The 22,002-nt window shown below is 41.9% G+C and carries 17 protein-coding genes and 2 pseudogenes; 5 read left to right on the plus strand and 14 right to left on the minus strand.

Annotated features, from left to right (window positions below):
* Positions 1-51: 51 nt before the first annotated feature.
* The 4 genes from R50345_RS29225 to R50345_RS29240 form a co-directional block, all read right to left on the minus strand.
* On the minus strand, positions 52-822 hold the full coding sequence (locus tag R50345_RS29225; RefSeq protein ID WP_081954220.1) for a polysaccharide deacetylase family protein: 771 nt from the start codon (positions 820-822) through the stop codon (positions 52-54).
* A complete protein-coding gene (locus R50345_RS29230; protein WP_231573982.1) occupies positions 822-1,424 on the minus strand; it encodes a YkoP family protein in 603 nt (200 codons plus the stop codon). The genes R50345_RS29225 and R50345_RS29230 overlap by 1 nt, the downstream gene beginning before the upstream one ends.
* A 26-nt stretch (positions 1,425-1,450) precedes the next feature.
* Complete coding sequence (locus R50345_RS29235; protein ID WP_042131602.1) at positions 1,451-2,047, minus strand: sensor domain-containing protein; 597 nt, start codon at positions 2,045-2,047, stop codon at positions 1,451-1,453.
* A 252-nt stretch (positions 2,048-2,299) separates the two neighbouring features.
* A complete protein-coding gene (locus R50345_RS29240; RefSeq protein ID WP_042131604.1) occupies positions 2,300-4,087 on the minus strand; it encodes a helix-turn-helix transcriptional regulator in 1,788 nt (595 codons plus the stop codon).
* Positions 4,088-4,353: 266 nt separating this feature from the next.
* Here R50345_RS29240 and R50345_RS29245 point away from each other — a divergent pair, with 266 nt between their 5' ends.
* The gene (locus tag R50345_RS29245) at positions 4,354-4,968 is read left to right on the plus strand and encodes a LysE/ArgO family amino acid transporter (RefSeq protein ID WP_042131606.1); all 615 of its coding nucleotides are present in this window, start codon (positions 4,354-4,356) and stop codon (positions 4,966-4,968) included.
* 17 nt (positions 4,969-4,985) lie between these two features.
* Here the strand turns inward: R50345_RS29245 and R50345_RS29250 are convergent, their stop codons facing one another.
* The 6 genes from R50345_RS29250 to R50345_RS29280 all read right to left on the minus strand — a co-directional run bounded on the left by R50345_RS29250 (position 4,986) and on the right by R50345_RS29280 (position 12,864).
* Entirely contained in the window at positions 4,986-6,584 is a 1,599-nt protein-coding gene (locus R50345_RS29250) for a sensor histidine kinase (protein ID WP_231573984.1), read from the minus strand.
* A gap of 110 nt (positions 6,585-6,694) precedes the next feature.
* On the minus strand, positions 6,695-7,495 hold the full coding sequence (locus R50345_RS29255; protein ID WP_042131609.1) for a response regulator transcription factor: 801 nt from the start codon (positions 7,493-7,495) through the stop codon (positions 6,695-6,697).
* 146 nt (positions 7,496-7,641) lie between these two features.
* Positions 7,642-9,771, minus strand: coding sequence for an alpha-N-acetylglucosaminidase (locus tag R50345_RS29265; protein WP_042131612.1), 2,130 nt, complete (start codon positions 9,769-9,771; stop codon positions 7,642-7,644).
* Positions 9,772-9,787: 16 nt separating this feature from the next.
* Entirely contained in the window at positions 9,788-10,627 is an 840-nt protein-coding gene (locus R50345_RS29270) for a carbohydrate ABC transporter permease (protein WP_042131614.1), read from the minus strand.
* Entirely contained in the window at positions 10,624-11,382 is a 759-nt protein-coding gene (locus R50345_RS29275) for a carbohydrate ABC transporter permease (protein WP_231573986.1), read from the minus strand. The genes R50345_RS29270 and R50345_RS29275 overlap by 4 nt, the downstream gene beginning before the upstream one ends.
* Positions 11,383-11,586: 204 nt before the next feature.
* Positions 11,587-12,864 carry an ABC transporter substrate-binding protein gene (locus R50345_RS29280; protein WP_042131615.1) on the minus strand — a complete coding sequence of 426 codons (1,278 nt, stop codon included), beginning with the start codon at positions 12,862-12,864 and terminating at the stop codon, positions 11,587-11,589.
* Positions 12,865-13,145: 281 nt separating this feature from the next.
* On the opposite strand from R50345_RS29280, the gene guaC reads away from it, so the two are divergent.
* The gene (gene guaC, locus R50345_RS29285; protein ID WP_042131616.1) at positions 13,146-14,129 is read left to right on the plus strand and encodes a GMP reductase; all 984 of its coding nucleotides are present in this window, start codon (positions 13,146-13,148) and stop codon (positions 14,127-14,129) included.
* A gap of 187 nt (positions 14,130-14,316) precedes the next feature.
* Positions 14,317-15,194: pseudogene (locus tag R50345_RS29290) on the plus strand (diacylglycerol/lipid kinase family protein).
* 102 nt (positions 15,195-15,296) lie between these two features.
* Here R50345_RS29290 and R50345_RS29295 read toward each other — a convergent pair.
* The 3 genes from R50345_RS29295 to R50345_RS29305 all read right to left on the minus strand — a co-directional run bounded on the left by R50345_RS29295 (position 15,297) and on the right by R50345_RS29305 (position 17,848).
* Positions 15,297-16,478, minus strand: a complete 1,182-nt coding sequence (locus tag R50345_RS29295; protein ID WP_042131617.1) for a multidrug effflux MFS transporter — start codon at positions 16,476-16,478, stop codon at positions 15,297-15,299.
* 270 nt (positions 16,479-16,748) lie between these two features.
* Positions 16,749-17,285 carry a DUF2798 domain-containing protein gene (locus R50345_RS29300; RefSeq protein WP_042131618.1) on the minus strand — a complete coding sequence of 179 codons (537 nt, stop codon included), beginning with the start codon at positions 17,283-17,285 and terminating at the stop codon, positions 16,749-16,751.
* Positions 17,282-17,848, minus strand: coding sequence for a TetR/AcrR family transcriptional regulator (locus R50345_RS29305; RefSeq protein ID WP_042131619.1), 567 nt, complete (start codon positions 17,846-17,848; stop codon positions 17,282-17,284). Before R50345_RS29305 ends, R50345_RS29300 begins: the two co-directional genes overlap by 4 nt.
* Positions 17,849-18,301: 453 nt before the next feature.
* Between R50345_RS29305 and R50345_RS29310 the strand changes: the two genes are divergently transcribed.
* The gene (locus R50345_RS29310; protein WP_042131620.1) at positions 18,302-18,703 is read left to right on the plus strand and encodes a RidA family protein; all 402 of its coding nucleotides are present in this window, start codon (positions 18,302-18,304) and stop codon (positions 18,701-18,703) included.
* Between the two features lie 90 nt (positions 18,704-18,793).
* Here the strand turns inward: R50345_RS29310 and R50345_RS29315 are convergent, their stop codons facing one another.
* The gene (locus tag R50345_RS29315) at positions 18,794-20,206 is read right to left on the minus strand and encodes an alanine/glycine:cation symporter family protein (RefSeq protein WP_042131621.1); all 1,413 of its coding nucleotides are present in this window, start codon (positions 20,204-20,206) and stop codon (positions 18,794-18,796) included.
* Between the two features lie 226 nt (positions 20,207-20,432).
* Between R50345_RS29315 and R50345_RS29320 the strand changes: the two are divergent.
* Positions 20,433-21,971: pseudogene (locus R50345_RS29320) on the plus strand (catalase); the annotation flags it as partial.
* Positions 21,972-22,002 lie beyond the last annotated feature (31 nt).

The following is a 22,002-nucleotide window of genomic DNA, read 5'->3' on the forward strand; positions in this document are numbered from 1 at the left end:
CTACCGGCTTTACCCTAAATGGTACCATAGCTCTTCCTATATAAAAAATCGTCAATAGCTACGTGTCGACCTGATCGCAACATTTGCTCGGGATTGGGCTTTTCCAATACTTCCGGCCTCTTTATCGAGAAGTTCATCCACACGCAGACAGTTCAAACCCTGTAGGTGAACATCACTTAAGACCTGTTCCAGCCCTGTGATCATGTTCAGCGGCGCTTCTCTATCTGCCCCTAGCGTATCCCCACTATCGTGAAGAGTGATGATGGAGCCCGGTTTAATCTTTTTCAATAAATCATGCTTTAATTGCTTCGCGCTAACGGATGCTTTCCAGTCCCCCACCATAACAGACCACAACACAATCTGATAAGAACGTCTAAGTAAAGCAAGATCACCTAAATTAAGGAGCCCCCAGGGTGGGCGATACAAGATAGGACGCTCTCCTGTAATCCGCTCGACAATGTCAGCTGTTCGATCCACTTGCTTCCGTCTATTCGTCCATGGGGAGTAAATCCAGTTGGGCACATGCGTATAATTATGAATGCCGATCTGGTGTCCTTCCCGGTGCATTCGCTTGATTAAATCCGGGTATTGCTCAGCCTTTTTGCCTAATACGAAGAAGGTCGCTTTAACGTCATGCTCATGTAATAAGTCCAATAATTCAGGGGTATAGCATGGATCTGGTCCGTCATCAAAAGTAAAAGAAATTCCCTTCGCAGCATCCCCTTTAGATGCAACACCCCAGCCTAATATTCGAGTAATCACAAAAGGAATCATCATATAAAGAATAATGAAATCTATAGCTAAAATAATGAGCGTCCACATCAGGAAACCGCCTCTTTCCTTCGAGGAGCAAACCGCGCTTTCAAAGACTGCTTACTAAGCACAAGCATCATGGGAGACAACTTCTCCGAGCTGTCCTCTACGCGTTGCTTCCCTTCTGGATGCAGCATGCGAAGCAAGAACCTAAGATAAATTCCATACCATCGCCGCTGCCATTTGGACTTGATGGGATGCTGATCAAATCCTATTCCATGGATGATCCCTCGGTGAAGTAGCGTAATCCCCGTTAACGCCTGTACTTTGCTTAGCTCTGGATTGCTATCCAGTTCACGACTAATCTCCTTCATGGCCTCGCGAAGCATGCGTGCAGTACGGATTCCAGCCCGATCAGCGCCGAGTGTACGCGTTAGCTGCACAACCTGACGATTATCCAGATGAAGCTCACCCACCCAATCGCCCGGAAGTACCCGATGCCCATCTTGGCAGACCACACTTTCTCCGTGATACTTCAACACGACCAATTTACATATCCCGTATCTCCATACGGATTGACTGCGGAACTTGGTGATAACGGCAAATAGGTTCTCCCACATCATCCAAAGGGATTGCGAGAATAATTTTACTAATGAAACTGAAGCTGCCATCATTCTTCCTTCTCTCTTGTTTAAATTTATCTTCTAGCAAAATCCTTCACTAAACGCCGCGTATACCTGCCGATCATCTTTACCAGACTGTTCCCGAGATAAGCACCTATCCATAGAAATAATGTACCTAACAGCATGAAAAAAAGTGAGCTGCTCAGCGTACTATTTGTTATACCGAAAAACGATATAGAAGAGACGCCGAATGAATACAAGACAGGTGATAACAAGAGAATAATAGGAGTCAAGTAAAAAAGAGCTGCACATATTAGACTCAGCATTCCGATAATACCCTGCAGCATCAGTCCTATAATCGCTCTCCAGTTATGTTCATCCAGCAACTCCCCTTTAACCCGCTCCCACATGCTGCCTTCTTCTTGAGATCGGGCCGGAATCGTCCGTATGGAAATATCCGTATAGACTTTGGTTCGAATTCGCTCATGCTGTAAAAAAGTCTCCGTAGAACGTAAAACATAATAAAGGATTGGAATTCCTACTATGGTGAAGGACATCGCGACCCCAAAAGCAATGCCCACCATATAAAAACAAAGGTAAAACAGCCCGGTGGCAAAAGTAATTAATAAGTAACAGAAATTCCTTACATGTTTACGGATCATTTGATTCATGGTCTTCTCTCCCTCTCTGCATTAAAAATTGGTTCCTCTACACAGTTCCTACACTAATGCTACTAATGTAAAATCGACCAGTGCCATAATGTCATATGACAGTCATTTCATTGAAACATAACGCCTTCGGCGTGCTTATAAGGACAGTAAGCGTTTAAGCGAGAAATATAAAAAAACACCCTATCGCCTACTCCCGAAAGGAAAATAGACAACAAGGTGCTCACTCGTTAATTTCAGATGATTCAGTTATGGTTATTCCGTAGTGCCAAAGGCTTTCTCTACAGCTTCTTCGCGGTTCCGTACACCCAGCTTAGCATAGATGGTAGAAGCGTAATTTCTCACCGTCCCATCAGACAAATACAATTTGGCCGCAATCGATTTATAACGCATCCCTTTCGAGAGGCATTCTAAAATCTCAACCTCACGTGGGGTCAGCCCATATTCATTACTCTGTTCAGTCTGCGCTTCAGAAGCAGGATGCATCTCATAATGATCAATTAATACATTCGTAATAGCAGGAGTTATCATCTTCACACCCCGATGTACGAGACGTATACCTTCAAATAGCTCCTGCGGCTCAGTAGACTTTAATAAGTAGCCATCTGCCCCGTTTTGCAAGGCTTCGACTGCCATATCTGTTTCTTGAAAAGTAGTCAGGATCAACACTCGTACCCCTGGCCACTTTTGCTTAATGCGCTTGGTTGCTTCCGCACCGTCCATACTTGGCATATTTAGGTCCATCAACACCACATGAGGTTGATCCTGCTCGCAGAAGCTTACTGCCTGCTCACCATTCTCTGCTAACCCTATGATCTCAAAATCCGGCTCCTGCTCTAGAATAATTCGCAGACTATCCCGGATATAAGGCTGATCATCTACCAGCAATAAACGAACCATTTCCTCCCGGATCTCTTCGAGTCTCGGCAAACTACAGGTTACTAAGGTCCCTTCCCCTGGCTTAGAGTAAAAATACACTTGCCCTTGCAAGTTAGAAACTCGTTCCTTCATCGCGTTCAGACCGAATCCTGCTGTTAAATCTGTTGCGCCTAATCCATTATCCTGCACATCCAGCCGAATCAATTTCTCTTCGTAATGTAGACTAATGACAATTTCACTGGCTCGACCATGACGTACAGCATTGGTTATCGACTCTTGCAGACATCTGTATAAAGTCATCTGGGCTTGCTTGGATACTGCATATGCCTCTCCAAACGTTCTTAGACGAATCTGAACCTTCGAGAGAGTCTGGAAATCATCCACTAATTTCTGCAGGGACTGCATAAGCGTCAACGAATCCTGAGAGGAGCCCACATGGTGCAAATATCGCCGAACATCATCTAAGCCATTACGAGTTAGCTTTAATAAGGAATCTATCTTTTGCTCTCCTTCAGAGGTATTCACCTCCGTACGTAAAGTCTCTAGCCCCATAAGAATGGAAGTATAAGAATGTCCGACAGTGTCATGCAAATCTTTGGATAATCGATCTCTTTCCTCCAGAAGGGTCATACGCTCGACTTGTGAGATATACTGCTCCAGGACAGCATTCTGGTTCTTAATAATCCCGTTCTGCTTATGATTCACCACCAGCAAGTGAAAAGCGAAGCCAATCGTATACACCAAGCCAAAGTTCACAATCATCGATATAGCATCCATTTGTTGTGACAATCTAGATAACATTATTGGAATCAAGATCACCGTGATCGGAGCTGACCAACGATAGGACTTCTGTGCACTATTGCTGGCAATCATAAAAGCAATTGGCAGAAAAGTTACATACGAATCAGGAAACAGAGCAGCCAAATATAAGCATAGACCACCTGAAAGGAGGATCTCCGCCATCAGATAATACTTATAATGCAGCTGCAAACAAAACCAAGGCACTGAAAAAGAGATCACACCCCAAACAAACACGATCCAGAAAGGAATCGTAAAATCCTCTGAGAGGTAACACATCGTAACTATAAAAGAAGTAGAAAAACAAATCCGAAACAGGAGGACGAGCCAATCGTACCAGAACCACTGCTTAACCAGATTAAACACTGAATTGCCCCCTATATACTGTGCTGACTAGACCTTTATTATAGTGTAACCTCCTAAAGTCTTACTAGTTACAAAAGGTCATGAGGTGGTATGACATTTCTGCTAAAGGTGTAATTTGTGCAGATGAAACATCTTTTTAAATGAAAGCCCGCATTGTATGATAGTACATATTATTTAGCCGAAAATGTAGGAGATCATCAAATGATGACCCTTGAAGGGCTAATTCAAATTTTATAACGCATTACTCATCATCGGAGGAATCATCTATGTTAGCCGCACTACTTCACGGAATCGCCTTAGCCTTTGGATTAATTCTTCCGCTTGGCGCACAAAATGTTTTTGTATTTAACCAAGGCGCCTCACAGCCAAAATTTGAGAGGGCGATTCCAGTTATTCTTACAGCCGCTTTATGTGACACCCTTCTTATTTTATTAGCCGTACTAGGCGTTTCTGTTCTTGTGTTTGCCATCCCTGTTCTACAGACCGCTTTATTTGCTGTGGGACTTGTATTCCTTTTGTATATGGGATGGTCCATCTGGAGAAGCACACCTACCTCTTCATCCACAGACACAGCACCTCTATCTTCAAAAAAACAGATCTTGTTTGCAATGTCCGTCTCTTTATTAAATCCACACGCGATCCTGGACACCATTGGGGTTATCGGCACCAGCTCTCTGAATTACACGGGCATATATAAAGTTATGTTTGCTGCTGCGACCATTCTGGTTTCTTGGGTTTGGTTCTTTGGGCTTGCTGTAGCAGGGAAGATTGTAGGACAAATAGACTCGAGTGGAAAAATCATGCGGATCATTAATAAGATCTCTGCGATTATCATTTGGGTCGTTGCAGCATATATTGCTTACAAGCTTTTTCAGATGTAATGGAAGAAAGGTCATCCCTATAGGGATGACCTTTTGTTAATATCTATACATATCCTCGTCCCTACATTCAGTTCACTTTCGATAGAAATGCCGTAAGCTTCTCCATAGTACAGCTTAATTCGTTCATGAACATTCTTCAGGCCGTAGCCTGTTCCGTTAGAGTATAACAACTGCTGGATTTGCTCCTGATCCATCCCTTTTCCATTGTCACTTACCACAAACCGGATATTGTCATTATACGTATACGCTTCAATGGTAAGCATGCCTTTTCCATCTTCTTTTTCATCGATACCATGTTTAATCGCATTCTCAACAATCGGCTGCAATATAAAGTTAATCGTCTGATAGGAATACAACTCTTCCTCAATATGATAAGTGACATCGAAAAGCTGATCATCATGCATGGCCAACTGAATGTCGATATAGGCTTGAATATTAAGAATTTCATCCCGGATACTTGTCAATTGTTTTCCATTGTTCAGACTGGTTCTATAAAATTTCGAAAGCGCATTGACCACCACGCTGATGTCCTCGGCCTCCACTTGAACCGCCCTCCAATTAATAATCGAAAGCGTATTGTATAGAAAATGAGGACTAATCTGTGCCTGGAGTGCCTTCAATTCCGCTTCTTTTTCCATAATACCGGATTGATAGACCTGCCCGATCAATTCCTTTATCCTCCGAACCATGCTGGCAAAGCTGTTGGTAAGCTCACCAATCTCATCTTTAGAATTAGAATGGATCAGGATATCGAAGTCGCCTTCTTCCACGACTCTTATTTTCTTTTTCAGCTTATAGATGGGTTGCACTAGCGTTTTTGTAAAAATCCATATAATCAGCAATAAGATTAAAATACATACCACTATGATGGACACCATTGCGGTTAGGATACTGCTGGTATCCACAATCATGCTTTTTACAGGTGTATAATAATAAAGCGTCCATCCGGGGCGTTCAATATCACTTTTGACCAAGGAATATTCCTTATGTCTAATATTGAATTGCCCTGAATCGGCACCTACAATATGATCTGCGACATTCTCTTCTTCAACCCCGCTACTTGCACTCGAATAGACAACTTGTTGATTGCGATCTGTAATAATGATGCCATAATCACTCTTCGTATTCAGCTCATCCAATTTTTCGAATATTCGATCCTTATCGAGCCTCACGTACAGCACACCAGCAAAGGTTGTATTATTACTTTTCATAATATTATGGGTTACAAATAAAACGTCATCATCATAGTTCCACTCCGTCTGATTGCTCATCTTCGCGGATTGATACCAATCTAAATTTCGAACCTGATCACTGGAGTAGATAAAGTTTCCGATCTGCTTGCCCGTATATTCTGAATAGAAGTTAACTTCCTTTAACTCCATATTAATATTCGTATAGTACCAAAGTGTCGGCTCAATATTTTCATTGAGTTCCTTCGTATAACTTATAATATCGCCTAATTCATAGCCCATAATTTTCTTGATAATCGGATTGAATACCATGAAATCAATAAAATTGTTCTGTTTCTCAAAGGTCTGTTCCAAGTTAAGCGAAATTTGTTCTACCGTATTCTTCATACCTAACATCAACTGCTGCTTCAAATAAGATTCAGCCATCCGGTAAGAATAGACTCCTAATACTAAGATGGGGATAATGATCACGACAAGATAGGAGGCCAGCAGCTTATGTTTGAGCTTTCTGTCTCGAAAAAAAGTCAGTATCGTTCTCACAACGAACGGACCTTTTCCCGATATTGCGTCGGCGTAAGTCCGAAATGCTGTTTAAAGGAAACACCGAAATATGAAAAGTCGGAATAACCCACCATTTTATATACATCGTTAATTTTATAGTTGCTTTGGTCTAGAAATTCTTTTGCTTTTTCCATGCGGTACTGATTGATATATTTCACTACACTTGTGCCCGTTCTTTTCTTAAAAATATGACTAAGATAGCTGCCCGACAGATGGACACTCGCCGCTAAATATTCCAAGCTTAGATCCTGGTTATATTTGCTCTCGATGATACGGATCAATTCATCCACAGCTCGCTTACCATATTCGCTGTCTGCTGAACGGCTTCCATCCGCCTCTGACTTGGACGGTGCACCCGCCCCTGTATACGGTTTCAAATTTACGTTACGTTTCTGGGATTCCTCTAGCTCACATTGTTCTACGACCTCAGACAGAACGTTGCGTAATGCTTCTGCTTCAACGGGCTTTAACAAGTAATGCAGCACTTTCAAGGGAATAGCCGCTCTAGCATATTCGAACTCGCTATGACCGCTGAGAAGGATGATTTTCAGATTTGGATAGATTTCCCGAGCCGCCTTCACTAACTGCAGCCCATCCATAAAGGGCATTTTAATATCTGTTAGTAAAAGATCGAACTCCTGTTGTTCAATAATCTGCAGCGCTTCCTTGCCATTTCTGGCCTCGCTGATTTCTAAAGGAAGTTTATATTTAGAGATCAAGTATTTCATGCCATCTCTCTCGTACTTATTGTCATCTGCTATTAGCATTCTGTACATGATAGGACTCCCTCCATGGCTTAATTTTATCAACTTCATTCTTGAATTCAATGGTTTTCTGAAGCCAAATCTCTACAGCCTTAAGGAATGCGGGAAAAACAGTCCCCTTAGCCACTTTCTGGCTAGAAAACTGTTTTCCTTGAAGCTCATTCATTGTAATCTGCTATACCAAACTCAGAAATCGTATTTATGATGCTGCTCACCACTTCATACAACGATCCTTGTGGCTCTGTCGCAAATAGCTCATGACCCTGCGTCCATTTATACTCCCAAGCATACCAATCAATAGGTTCTGGCGGTGTCTGACCAGACATCGCCTTACTAAGCGAAGAGATAAACATCTCCCAACGAGGTAAGTAGAAGCTCTCGATTAAACCAGACCATTCTCTATGAGAGTATTCGTGCAGTAGTTGTGATGATTCCTCTGGGCCCCACAATGTGATTAGTGTTCTCGCATTAAATTCGAACAGCTCTTTCTCTTCTACCGTTCTTCCCATACGTTTAGCATCTTCAAGCCACGGTCCAAGCAAAAATTGTTTATAGGTACGCAGCAAACGCTCCTGCATACGAATCAGCTGTAGAAATTGCTCTGATTCTTTTTCGAATGTGACCTGATCCCCTGTCTGATAAGCATCTGTGAAGCGTTTATAATAGACTCGAGACAAATCGGCCAAGGCTTGCCGAGTCACATCCGTAAGGTCATATCGATAGGTCTCAGCATCGCTGTATTCCTCAAAACACTCAAACAGAGATTTGCAGGCTTGACGCACATCTTCAAGCTCATAATATACATTTGTCGGACCCCAGTTAGATACTTTGGTAAGCTCCAAGGACGGACGTGCACATATGAAGGACTCCATCCCACCCTGCTGCACTGTGTTACAGTTGTATACACTCTTTTGTAGGAGGTTCCAAGCCTCTTGTGCTGCTGGAACAACTTTACCGTACCGACGTTCGATATAACCTTCTAGCCATTCCCCAACATCATTCGCTTCTGAGCGCCAAACGGTGTCCACCAATAGATCGTACATTACAGGATTGGTCTCAATCCCCTCCATAGCCATTCCGATCCCACACATACGACCCGCTTGTGGATTGTGCAAAGTGGTGATAGGGTCATGTGCAATTCTATCTAAGTTGCCGAACATCCCGTTTTTACCACCATAATTCTGAATCATACACCACACCCAAGGGATCCCTTGAAAGGCTTCACTCGTCTCCCAAGTCGGATGGGACTCACACCACAAATCAAGCACCAGTGCTTGCTCCGGGATCACGTTCTGTAAAATTTCTTTTTTCGGATTACCTTCCCAAGCTTGAAACACCCACACAGCCTGTGGATCATGACGAAGCATCTCAGTCTGAACACCAACTGCATAAGCTGCTAAATCAATTCCCTCGGTATTTCCGCCTTCATGGAAGGGATCTACACTATAGAAATGAATATCTGTTCCGAATAGCTTTTGCTGTTCCTCATAGAAAGCAGTAGCTACTGTAGCATACATCGGATCATCTGCCAGTAAGAGTGAAGGTCTATCAAAATTACACCATTTGCCTTGATTGACCGGTCTTGAACTAGGGAATTTATCACCGAAATCCCGGGGAACCATACCACTATAACCTGGCAGCACAGGCGAAATGCCTAAGCTTAACATCCTCTGATGAATGGCATTCGCTAATTTAGCTCGATCTTCAAACCACCATTCGGGTAGCGGACCTCCCCAAGACGTCATATTCTGCATCCATTGCCACGCAAAGAAAGCCGGTCCACATACAAATTCAGAAACCTCTTGTTCCTCATAACCTATCCGAAGCAGCGTTCTTCTCCACACTTCTTCTTGCCCAATAATGCTAAGTGCCAAGTTGATACCGTTCATCGCCATCTGATCAATTTCTTGTTGCCAACGTTCCCAATCCCAGAAAGGCATGGAGTAGGAGAAGGTACAATAGTTCAAATAATACCGATATTTATAAGGAGTCGCGAGACGAACAGGTTCGAATAGTCCAGGTAATTGTTCAGGCAACTCAAGTTGATTTCCGCACCACGATAAATGTGCCTTACAAGTATGTTTTAAATACCAGTGGAAGCCCGATGCCAAAGCTGTTCCGGAGGAGCCCTTGATCACAACCATACCACTGTCGCTTGCTAACTCAAATACATCCTGATCATTCTCTGGCGCTATAGATTCCAGGCGGATTTGGGAGGACTTTTCTGGCCCGATGACTCTTTCAATCATAGCTAATACATTCATTACATCTACACTTTGAAGCATCATAGAACGAATCCCCCTACTATCCTTTTAGCGCTCCAGCCGCAACGCCCTTAATAATATATTTTTGCATCACGAGATAGAAAATCATTAGAGGTGCAACACCCATCAATAACATTGGAAACAGGCTGGTCCAGTCCACGGAGAATTGTCCGACATTACGGAAGACTTCCAACAGGATGACGTTATTCTCCCTTGACTGTAGGAATAGAAGTGGGTTCATAAAGTCGTTCCATACGTTCAACGTACTTAAAATGACCACAGTTGCTATAACCGGCTTCAATAATGGAAATGCGATAAGCCAAAAGGTTTTAAAAACCGAACAACCGTCTATAAAAGCTGCCTCTTCCAGTTCAATCGGAACCGAGCTAAGGAAGAAGCTATGAAATAAGAATATGGCAATGATGCTGCCCGTACCGATATTTACAACCGTTACGGCAGCTAGATGATCCATTAAACCAAGCGCATTGATCAATTTATACAGATTCACAAGTCCCATTTGGAAAGGAACCATCATTCCCGCCAAGAAAAAATAGAACAAAAAGCGATTAAACGCATGATTTCTTCTCGCCAGAGCATACGCCGCCATGGATGAGAACAAGACAATGCCTAACACAGATAGCACCGTAACAATCAACGTATTCATAAATACACGCGGATATTGCATCGTGTTCCATGCCTCTGCATAATTGCCGAAGTTAAAAGTAGAGGGTAATGACAAAGCAAACAGCGTTGCCTGATCTGGTGTTTTAAATGTAGTCACAATCAAATAGTAAATTGGTATAAAAGTAATTAAGGCAGCAATAATCATACAAACTTCAAATAAGGGATTTCCCCATTTTCGCAGCCATTTCGTATTCATCGTGTTTGTTCACCCCATTTTCTCAAGAAGCTCATCATCACCATGGTAATGATCATCACGGCAATGAAGAATACAACTCCAAAGGCTGCACCTTTCGCATAAAATCCTTCTGTAAATACCGTCTTGATATAAGCTGTCATAATTGTTTGTGTCGAATTTCCCGGTCCACCTTCGGTTAGAGCAAAGATAATATCGAATACTTTTAACCCACCGATCATGGCAGTGACCGACACAACGTTAACGGAAGGCTGCATAAGCGGCAAAGTCACTCTCCAGAACTTACCCCAGCTATTGGCTCCGTCGATTTCTGCCGCCTCATATAAATCCTTAGGAATGGATTGCAGATTGGCAAGGAAGATAACCATCGCCCACCCGGTCCACTGCCACAATTGCGTTCCGACCACCGAATACAAGGCTAAGTCAGGATTGCCTAAGAAATTGATTTTCGCAAATCCCAGCGCAGTAACCGCCCGGTTGATCAGACCGAAATCTGAAGTAGACATAATATAGCTCCATAAATAACCAATAATTAACGGGCTAAATACCGCAGGCAAGAAGAACATCGAACGCAAAATATTTTTGGTCTTTAGTTTACGATCTAGAAATACAGCCAGAATTAAGCCGAGACTAGTCTGGAATACGGTCATTAGAATGGCGTAGATAATGGAGTTCTTGATCGATATCGTTAACAGATCACTATCAAAAATACCCTTAAAATTATCGAATCCTACAAATTTCAAATTATCTAATTTCATATTGGAATAGTCGGTAAAACTATAGTAAAATGTCGAGAAAAAGGGATATACACAAAATAGTAAGTAAAAGATCAGCACCGGCAGGATCAATATTTGATAATCAAGTTCCCTCTTTAGCAACCTCATTTTCGTATTCATACTATTCAACCTCTCTTGTAAAACACTTGCGGGCAGCGATCAGGCTGCCGCAAGTATCATAGCTCATTATTGTGCTTTACCTTGAATGAGTTCATTGGTCTTCTTATCAATGGCTTGCAGTGCTTCCGCAATTGTCATTTTTCCACTCAATACATATTGAAAATTCTTACCGTAATCTTCAATTACATTAGATGCATCGCCCCAGTTGTTCCACGGTGCATATACATTTCCTGCTTTCAACGTTTCGCTTACACTGGCGAATTGTTCAGGCATTTCGAATTCAACATCTTTCAAATAGCTGCTGCCACCCTTGTTGTCACTCCAGAAAGCTTGTTGTCCTTCAGGCGTTGAAATTAAATCTAGTACCTGCATGATTTCTTCTTGGTGCTCTGACTTACTATTTGCAGCAAATCCTACACCCGGACCACCAATCAACCAGCCCGCACCTGGCTCAGATCCATAGAAAGGAAACATATCAAATTTCAAATTCGGATTTTTCGTTTGAATGGCTTCTACAGCCCACGGCCCAGACTGCCACATAGCAGCTTTTCCAGTTGCGAATTCATCCAAGGCTTGGTCATAATCCACGCCGAGCATATCCTCCGTTAAATAGCCCCGTTTGATTAATTCCGTCCATTGCTCAAGGGCTGTATTCCAGTTCCCATCAAGCTTTTTCTTACCTTCACCGTACTGTACATCGAAGTCTTTATTCTCAGCCTTAGACAAGAAGTTGTTCATTACTAGGCCCATAGAAGATTTCATCATAGGCTCCCAAGATTTAGCACCCATCGCCTGAGGTTTGATTCCATTCTGTTTCAATGTCTCATGGAGCGCTAGTTCTTCCTCAAAGGTTGTAGGAACCTTCAGATTCAGCTTTTCAAAAATCTCTTTATTATAGAACATGCCTTCAAACCAACTGATTCCCGGAAGCGCATATAATTTACCGTCTACAGAGTAGACATTCTTGCCACCGTCATTATAACGATCAGCTAGTTCAGAGATATCCTTAATGTAGCCTAGCTTTGCATATCTTGATGCCGTATAAGGATTAGTAGAAATAATGTCTGGGCCTGCTCCAGCCGTTAGCTGTGTTTCAATAATATTTTGATACTGCTTGTTATCAATAAATTGATATTCAAGCTCAATATTCGGTAGCTTTTCTTTTACCAGATCAAGAAGGGTCTTAACACTATCCTCTTTGTTCCAGTACGCAATTCTAATTTTCACCTTATCTTTCTTTTCCCCTTGATTGGCTGCTGGAGCGTTATTCTCACTACCACAACCTGCAAGTGTCATCGAGAGTAAAGTGACGGCGGTGAGAAGTAAGATATTAAACTTTTTCACGGTGAGACCTCCCTTTTCTTTTCTATAATGTAAGAGCTTCCATGACTAAATTTTAGAGCAGTTCTTAAATTTACGTTATCTAAATTTCTTTGGTTCGTTATGAATAATCTGCTTTTTTATATGAATCATTAGTTGTACACCAAATTGTCGTATAATTAAGTCCAATTTACACCATAATGTACTAGAATTTTGACTTCTTGTTCGGAATGCTGTACATTACAAAGTGGACGAACAATCAACAAACCAAAATACTATAATGTTCGCATTTAGAGGTGTATATAATGAAAAAAGTATTCGATTATGAAGATATTCAGTTAATTCCTGCAAAATGTATCGTAAATAGCCGTTCGGAGTGTGATACATCAGTAACCTTGGGCGGTCATACTTTTAAATTACCTGTGGTACCCGCAAATATGCAAACCATCATAGATGAGAAGATCGCCAGCTTCTTAGCGGAAAATGGCTACTTTTACATTATGCATCGTTTTGAACCGGAGAAGCGTACATCTTTCATCAAAGACATGCACGCCCGCGGATTAATCGCATCCATAAGTGTCGGAGTTAAAGAGGAAGAGTATGATTTCGTGGAACAATTATCTAACGAACAGTTGGTTCCGGAATTCATTACAATAGATATTGCTCATGGTCATTCCGAGGCAGTCATTCGTATGATCAAGCACATTAAACAGTACCTGCCTACTAGTTTCGTTATTGCTGGAAACGTGGGAACACCAGAAGGCGTTAGAGAATTAGAGAATGCTGGGGCAGACGCTACTAAAGTAGGAATTGGACCAGGTAAAGTATGTATCACGAAGATTAAGACTGGATTTGGAACAGGCGGCTGGCAATTGGCTGCACTGCGCTTGTGTGCGAAGGCTGCAAGTAAGCCTATTATCGCTGACGGAGGCATTCGGACACACGGTGATATCGCCAAATCCATTAGATTTGGGGCTTCCATGGTCATGATCGGTTCCCTATTTGCAGGGCATGAAGAATCTCCTGGTGATACCATCGAAATCGATGGAAAGCTGTATAAAGAGTACTTTGGCTCCGCTTCTGAATACCAAAAAGGTGAAAAGAAGAATGTTGAGGGCAAAAAAATAGTTGTCGAACACAAAGGCGCTTTAGCAGAAACGTTGAGAGAGATGGAGCAAGATCTTCAGTCCTCGATTTCTTATGCTGGAGGCAATAAATTGGAAGCCATTCGTAAAGTCGATTATGTTATCGTTAAGAATTCCATTTTTAATGGTGACAAGGTCTATTAATAAGCATAAACGCCTTCGCCGTCCTTATAGGGACGGCAAGCGTTTAAAAAAGAGGTGAGTAAGACGACTTAGGTCGTTCTTGCTCACCTCTTTTTTGGTTGTTATGATTTCCGCTATAACACTTTGGGGTAATCAACTAATAGGCTATTAGATTGAACAAGAGAGGATAATTCCTATGCGGCAAGCTATGATTATTATTAACCCCTCATCTGGTAAAGAAGAAGCTGGCGAATATGTCAGATATGCAGAAAGAGTTCTAGCTGATCAAGGCTACTTGGTTACGATCAAGGAGACGGCAAAGGAACTAGATGCAACTCGTTACTGTATCACTGCCTGCGAGGAGTGTTACGATCTAGTCGTCTCCATTGGCGGGGATGGCACGCTTCACGAGACATTAATGGTCTTATGAATCAGAAACAACACCCAAAGTTAGGTGTAGTCCCTTTAGGAACGGTTAATGATTTTGCCCGCGCGTTACAGATTCCATTGAATCCCGAAATAGCCATTCAAACCCTTGCTTCCTCTAACGTAAAGACAGTTGATATTGGTTGCTTGAATGACCGCTTATTCGGAAATGTTGTTGCTGTAGGTTCAATCGCCGGATCATTATCCTCCGTATCAATCGAAGAGAAAACCAAACTCGGCTCATTGGCATATTTGAAAGAAGGCCTAAAACAACTTACAAGCACTTCCCCCCACCCTCTTGTCATTCATTATGATGAGAAGACATGGCAAGGCGATTCCCCGCTTTTTCTCGCCGTGTTAACCAACTCTGTTGGTGGATTCGAGAATCTGATACCTGATGCTGCGGTTGACGATGGTCTGCTTCACTGTTTTATTATTCAAGACCTTAGTATACTCAATACCATTACAGCCAGTATTTCTTTACTACTTGGCAGCCTTAAGGATCATAAAGACGTTGTCTATTTCACGGCCCAAAATGTGACAGTCAGCTCTCCAGAATCCGTAAGAACCAATGTGGATGGTGAAGAAGGTCCGATTTTACCAATTACGCTAAGTGTTCTCCCTCGTCATATCCAAGTCATTGTACCGGAGGTAGACTAACAAATAAAAAGCAGTCCGGAACTAAAAAAGTTCCAGACTGCCATTCATTTATGGATACCCCGTTCCATATCTCCTTCTAATCAAATAACTAAGAAGTAAATTCTATTCCGCTACAATAAACTTTTTACTTAATAACCACATTCCGCCGCTAATCCCTAAGAAATAGATAGGCATCGTCAGTAATGAACCATTATGCAGGGCGCTCATTCCCCACGTCGCTAAACTTACTAGCAGATAATATCCCAAGCTGAAGATCGCGCCTGCCGTTCCTACAACGTCCTGAAATTGAACAAGAGCAAGACTTAGACAATTAGGCAAAGCGATACCGGCCCCCATTAACATAACAAAAAGGGTGATTAAGATACATACGATCAGTATTATATCCGGCAACGCTCCAAGACTACTCACAAGTGTTAATAGCAAGGAACCAGCAGCCATCACTAGACAGCCGATGTGAATTATTTTTTCTGCGGCATAGAGACTCAATAATCTCTTGGACATCATTGCTCCCACTATCGATGCCAAGGCCACAACAATGCCTAAAAAACCATATACTCCCGGTGAAATGTTAAAGTGTTCAATAAATATAAAGGGTGCTTCTGCATAGTAGCTAAATAAAACTCCATTGATGCCCCCGATCAGTAACCCAAACACTAGTACACGTGGCAATGAGAGCATTCTTTTAACGATAGGTAGAATGGCCACCTTTTTTCTCGCGGAAACATCTGTGGTTTCTGGCAGCTTCCAAAAGGCATACATAAACAACAATACACTCATCATCACTAATGTAAAGAAAACTGCTCGAAAACCAAAAGCTTGATCCACGAAGCCGCCAATAAGCGGCCCTACTGCTGGAGTAAAAGCAATCACAGCCGAAATTTGGGCAAACATGGCATGCCGCTTATTTCCGGATACACTCTCACGAAGAATTGTTTGTGTAATGATCGAGCCTGTCGCTGCTCCGAACGCTTGTATAAACCGACTGATTAACAGCAGATTAATGGATTCCGAGTAAAAACACATCAAGCTTCCAATACCATATACAATGAGGCCACCCAGCATGGCAGGTCTCCGTCCTATGAAATCAGAGAGCCAACCCCAACACAAAACACCTAAAGCAAATCCGATAAAATATATACTTAATGTTAATTGTACAGAACTATTAGCGACGCCAAGTGCAACCGCAATATCCGGCAAAGATGGAGTATAGATCGTCTCACTAATTTGCGGAAAAGCCACAAGAACAATCATTAGCAGTAAAGATGGTGCTGCATATTTTTTCATATTAAATTCGCCCTCCTACAAGCTTATATCCTCGAACAACTACAAGAATATGAGCCTAGCTAGGGAAATGGGGGCATCATTATGGCAAGACGACTATAAATCATCATATTTAAAAATTACCTCTCATTGTTATGCTTTCATTGTTATATAGGAGGGCTTACCCGAAAGTACGGGCAAAGACTTAAGTTTCAATTATTCAACCAAGATATCATTATATACGGAAATAGAAAAGCTCTCAAACGAATCGCTTCGCCTGAGAGCTTATTTATATTACGATTTTTGTTCCGATAATCCATGTATAGTTACGCCAGCAGCGCTGGATTTCTTTTTGTCCTGAGAAGCATGTAGCTTTACCATCACAAATCTTGCAAATGGCTGTATCAATATACTTTCAGCGAATAGTGCAATCAGGAAATTTCTTGGCCAATTGGCTAAGAAGTGATTATACGTTTGAGAACTCAACCCATTTCCGATCATGTCTCCAATAAACGTCATACAGAATGACATTCCCAGTACGGTGAATAAGATGCGGAAAAGGATTTTGGCGTTGAAACTATCGGTGGGTTGTGTGAATGTAGCTGTCAGCTTTTCAGCAATACGACCAATAACAACAGGCTCAATAATCATAACAATTACCCAAATGATCGGAAACACCTTAAGAATCGTTAAGGCAACTTCACCATTAAATTCTCCAACTCCTAAAATGATATTTATTGAAGACATAAACAGTACCGTCAGTGTACAAATGATTGCACCATATAACGCCCCCTCCTTGCCGTTTCTTGGTAATCTTGCTTCTTGATTCATGATGTTCTTCCTTTCAATATTATAGGGAATAGTTGTGCCACAGTTCTTAGGGGATCTGATGATTGTTGCGTTAGACATAACATCATCGCACCTTCAATCGAAGCTATCATCCACATAGCAATCGTAGAGGCTGATTCATTCGTGAATCCGTCAGATACAAGCTTTGCACGATAAATACTTTGAATGTTCTCATATAACAAACTGCATGCTTTGCGTACAGGTTCACTCACGGTAGCCATTTCACTGACAATACTGCTAAATGTATATCCAGTGATGGTACCCTCTGTTTCTAAGCTCAAAATTAACTTATCGATCATGAATTGTATAGCTTCTTGAGTCGATGAATGTTTACTAAAAATATCCTCGACATCTATCATGATGGTTTCATTTAATCCGTGTAAACAAGCAATTAATAGTTCTTCTTTTCCATTTGAAAAATGATGATAGAGCGCTCCTTTTGTGACCTCACAAGCCTTTAAAATTTCACTGACACCTACGCTCTTATATCCTTTTTGTTGGAAAAGGAGTGTTGCCTTATCAATTATCAGCGATTTTGTATCCAAAATATCGTATTCCTCCTGACATACCAACCGGTCTGTTTGTAATTATAACAATATAAAATCCAATAATGTAAGTGTTTTTTGATTTATTTCAAAAAATAAATCAAAATTTTCATTTAATATAGCAAAAAGAGCTCAATTTCCGGAGCCCTTTCGCTGATTGTTATCCCTAGTCATATTAAGGTTATATTGCAGGAGCAAGCAAAGTTGCCGTCTCCCATGAATTAATGATATCATTCGGATGAAGTTATCTTACTTTAAATAAGAAGGAGGAATACCCGATGAAAAAGAGATCGCTAAAATATTTGTCCTTTGGTATTGGGTATTCTACGGCTGTTTTTTTCTAGAATTAATGATTGATAGGATAAGTCTGTCAAAAAATAAAACTAAAAAACAGTGGAGATATATCACCTAGATATCGTTATGTATCTTCTATTTAAAGGAGACTTCATAAAAATGAACTTAAATAATAATATTGTTACAAGATATAATCCAGAGAATATTGCGAAACCCGTTGGTAACTATAGTCATGTAACAAAGATAAGTAGAAATGCCGAGATGTATGTATTTTCCGGCCAAATTGGAATCGATCATCATAATCATATCCCTACAGATTTTAATCAACAGGTAACTAATACAATGAGTAATATTGTTGAAGTCCTTTCTTCTCAAAAGCTGACACCGGATCATGTAGTCAAAATCAACATTTGGGCCACGGAAGAAATCGATTGGGACCATTTCTATGAAATTTGGAATAAGGTATTCGGCAAGACGCCTCCTTCAATGACCATTGCTTATGTCAAAGGATTAGGTTTACCTGAATTAAAAATCGAGTTAGATGTATGGGCCGCAGGTTAAACCCTAAATTAAGAAAAACTAATTTTATATCTTCAATGCAAAACGAAAAACGAGCCTCAGAAGCGATTCGAAAGGCTCGTTTTTCTAATTCTATCTCTTTATATCTGAAGAATTGTCCCAACCATCAACGTTCTCAAGTCCCGGAATGCTGTCTTTATAGAAAACAGGATCCTTTCCTTCACGTTTCTGCTTTTTATAATCCTTCAAGGCGGCAAAGGCCACTTTAGATAATAGCAGGATGGCAATCAAATTCACGATAACCATGAAGCCCATAAATAAGTCGGCCAAATCCCATACCAATTGAACCTTTGCTACGGAACCAAAAATAATCATCGCCAAAACACTGTATCTATAGAATAGTAATACTTTTTTATTGGAATTCAAAAATTCTATATTAGTCTCACCGTAATAATAATTTCCAATTAACGTGCTGAACGCAAACAAAAAAATCATAATCGCTAGTGATCCGGATGCCCAAGAACCAATATGCTCGCTTAATGCGGCTTGTGTCAGCTTGATTCCATCCAGCCCTGGCTGCTTATAGGCATCAGACAACAAGATAATGAACGCCGTACTCGAACAAATGAGTAACGTATCTGTGAGTACGCCTAGCGCTTGCATTAGCCCTTGCTTCACCGGATGACTCGTGGTTGCCGTTGCCGCAGCATTAGGCGCACTACCCATACCCGCTTCGTTAGAGAACAAGCCACGCTTCACACCCTGTAGAACTACTGCACCAAGAGAGCCACCAGCGACTTGTTCAAATCCGAAGGCACTTTTCACAATGAGTGCGATAACTCCCGGGAGCTCCGTAATATTAATCAGCATTATAATAAGAGCAGCCCCAATGTAGAGCCCTGCCATTACCACTACAATGTATTCAGACATTCTTGCGATACGCTTAACACCGCCGAAGATAACCACCGCAAAGGCAGCAGCCATTACAAGCCCAAGAATGGCCCGGTTGGTGCCAAACGAATTTTCAAAAGCCACTGTGACCGTATTCGATTGGACCGCGTTAAATACAAGGCCGAAGGATAATGTAATCAGAACCGCGAATATCGCTCCCATCCAGCGCTTGTTCAGGCCTTTCTCCATATAATAGGCAGGGCCACCGCGAAATCCGGTCTTATCCTTCACTTTATATACCTGTGCCAAGGTGCTTTCTATAAAGCCGGATGCTGATCCAATAATGGCAATCACCCACATCCAGAAGATAGCCCCTGGACCACCTATGGCAATAGCAATTGCGATCCCCGTTATATTACCTGTCCCTACCCTCGCCGCCATACTAATGCAGAAGGCCTGGAAGGATGAAATACTATCTTTTGACCTTTCATTGGATCCTTTAAGAACCCGAAACATTTCTTTGAACATACCAAACTGTACAAATTTCGATCTTACGGTGAAATAAAGTCCACAAGCAATAAGAAGGATCACCAATATTTTTGACCACAAAAAATCATTTGTTACGCTAATCATACTATCTAAAAATTGTTGCATGTAATTCCGCCTCTCCATTCTGTCGATACCAAGTTGCTAAGCTTATAACGCATAGTATTTTCAAATATAACAGTCATTATTTCAAATGCCAATAAAAATTGTAACTTTCATAACATCTCTTGTCAGTGGGTTTCGCATACTTTTCAGAATTATGGTAGAAAATACTATTCATATCTGAATAGAGGTGGAGCTTTGTCATATGGATAAGGAAAAAGAAGATATGATTTTAACGGATCGACAGGGACATCCGATTACAGATAATCAAAATATACGAACGGTAGGAAATCGCGGGCCATCGACGCTCGAAAACTACCACTTCATCGAGAAGATATCACATTTTGATCGAGAGCGTATTCCAGAAAGAGTTGTGCATGCTAGGGGTGCAGGCGCTCACGGGTATTTTGAAGCTTATGGAAAAGTAGGCGATGAACCCGTCTCGAAGTATACGCGTGCTAAGCTATTTCGAGAAGCAGGCAAAAAAACACCTGTATTCGTACGATTTTCTACGGTAGTTCATGGTCTTTACTCTCCGGAGACCTTTCGTGATCCACGCGGCTTCGCCACAAAGTTCTATACAGAGGATGGCAACTGGGACTTGGTCGGTAACAATCTGAAGATCTTCTTTATCCGTGATCCGCTAAAGTTCCCTGACATGGTTCATGCTTTCAAGCCAGATCCTGTGACCAATCTGCAAAATCCAGAGCGGATGTTTGATTTCGTATCGAACTCACCTGAAGCTACTCACATGATTACGTTTCTGTTCTCTCCTTGGGGGATTCCAGCCAACTATCGGCAAATGCAGGGGTCTGGGGTCAATACCTACAAATGGGTGAATGAACAGGGTGAAGCCGTCTTAATCAAATACCATTGGGAACCACTGAAACATGGCATAAAGAATCTAACTCAGCAGGCTGCAGAAGATATACAAGCTAAAAATGTCAGTCACGCTACGCAGGACTTATATGAGGCGATTGCACGCAAGGATTACCCCGAATGGGAACTTTGTGTGCAAATCCTGAGTGACGATGAGCATCCTGAGCTCGATTTTGATCCACTCGATCCTACTAAGCTTTGGGATCATGAACGTTTTCCATTTTTACCTGTCGGAAAGATGGTTCTGGATCGGAATCCAGACAATTATTTTGCCGAGGTGGAACAGGTCGCTTTCGGGACTGGAGTTCTAGTAGACGGTCTGGATTTCTCGGATGACAAGCTGCTGCAAGGCCGGACGTTCTCCTATTCGGATACTCAGCGGCACCGGGTGGGCGCGAACTACATTCAATTACCGATCAACGCTCCAAAGACAAGGGTAGCAACCAATCAGCGGGATGGGCAAATGACTTATCATGTGGATAAGGCGCCTGAGCAAAACCCGCATGTCAATTACGAACCTTCCTCGCTTGGCGGGTTAAAGGAGGCAGCTCCTTCTGGCAAAGAACATCAACCGATGTATAATGATCGACTAGTTCGCGACAAAATTAGTCGGACAAATGACTACGGGCAAGCTGGAGATACCTATCGCAAGTTCGAGAATTGGGAACGGGATGAATTGATTCATAACTTGGTCGATGCCCTAAAAATTTGTGCGCCGGTTATTCAGAACAATATGATCGAGCATTTCACAAAGGCTGATCCCGACTACGGCCGCCGAGTGGCTGAAGGTCTTGCTCAAGCCAAAGCCTACCACAAACATCTAGGTACCTCAGATAATCGAGAGGGCGCGGAAATTGCAGAGCAATCTGGTACACAAACGGACGGATATTAAAGATCTAAAAAAGGGTTAAGGGGCCGGTTGT

The organism is Paenibacillus sp. FSL R5-0345 (assembly GCF_000758585.1).
Taxonomy (GTDB): Bacteria; Bacillota; Bacilli; order Paenibacillales; family Paenibacillaceae; genus Paenibacillus_AQ.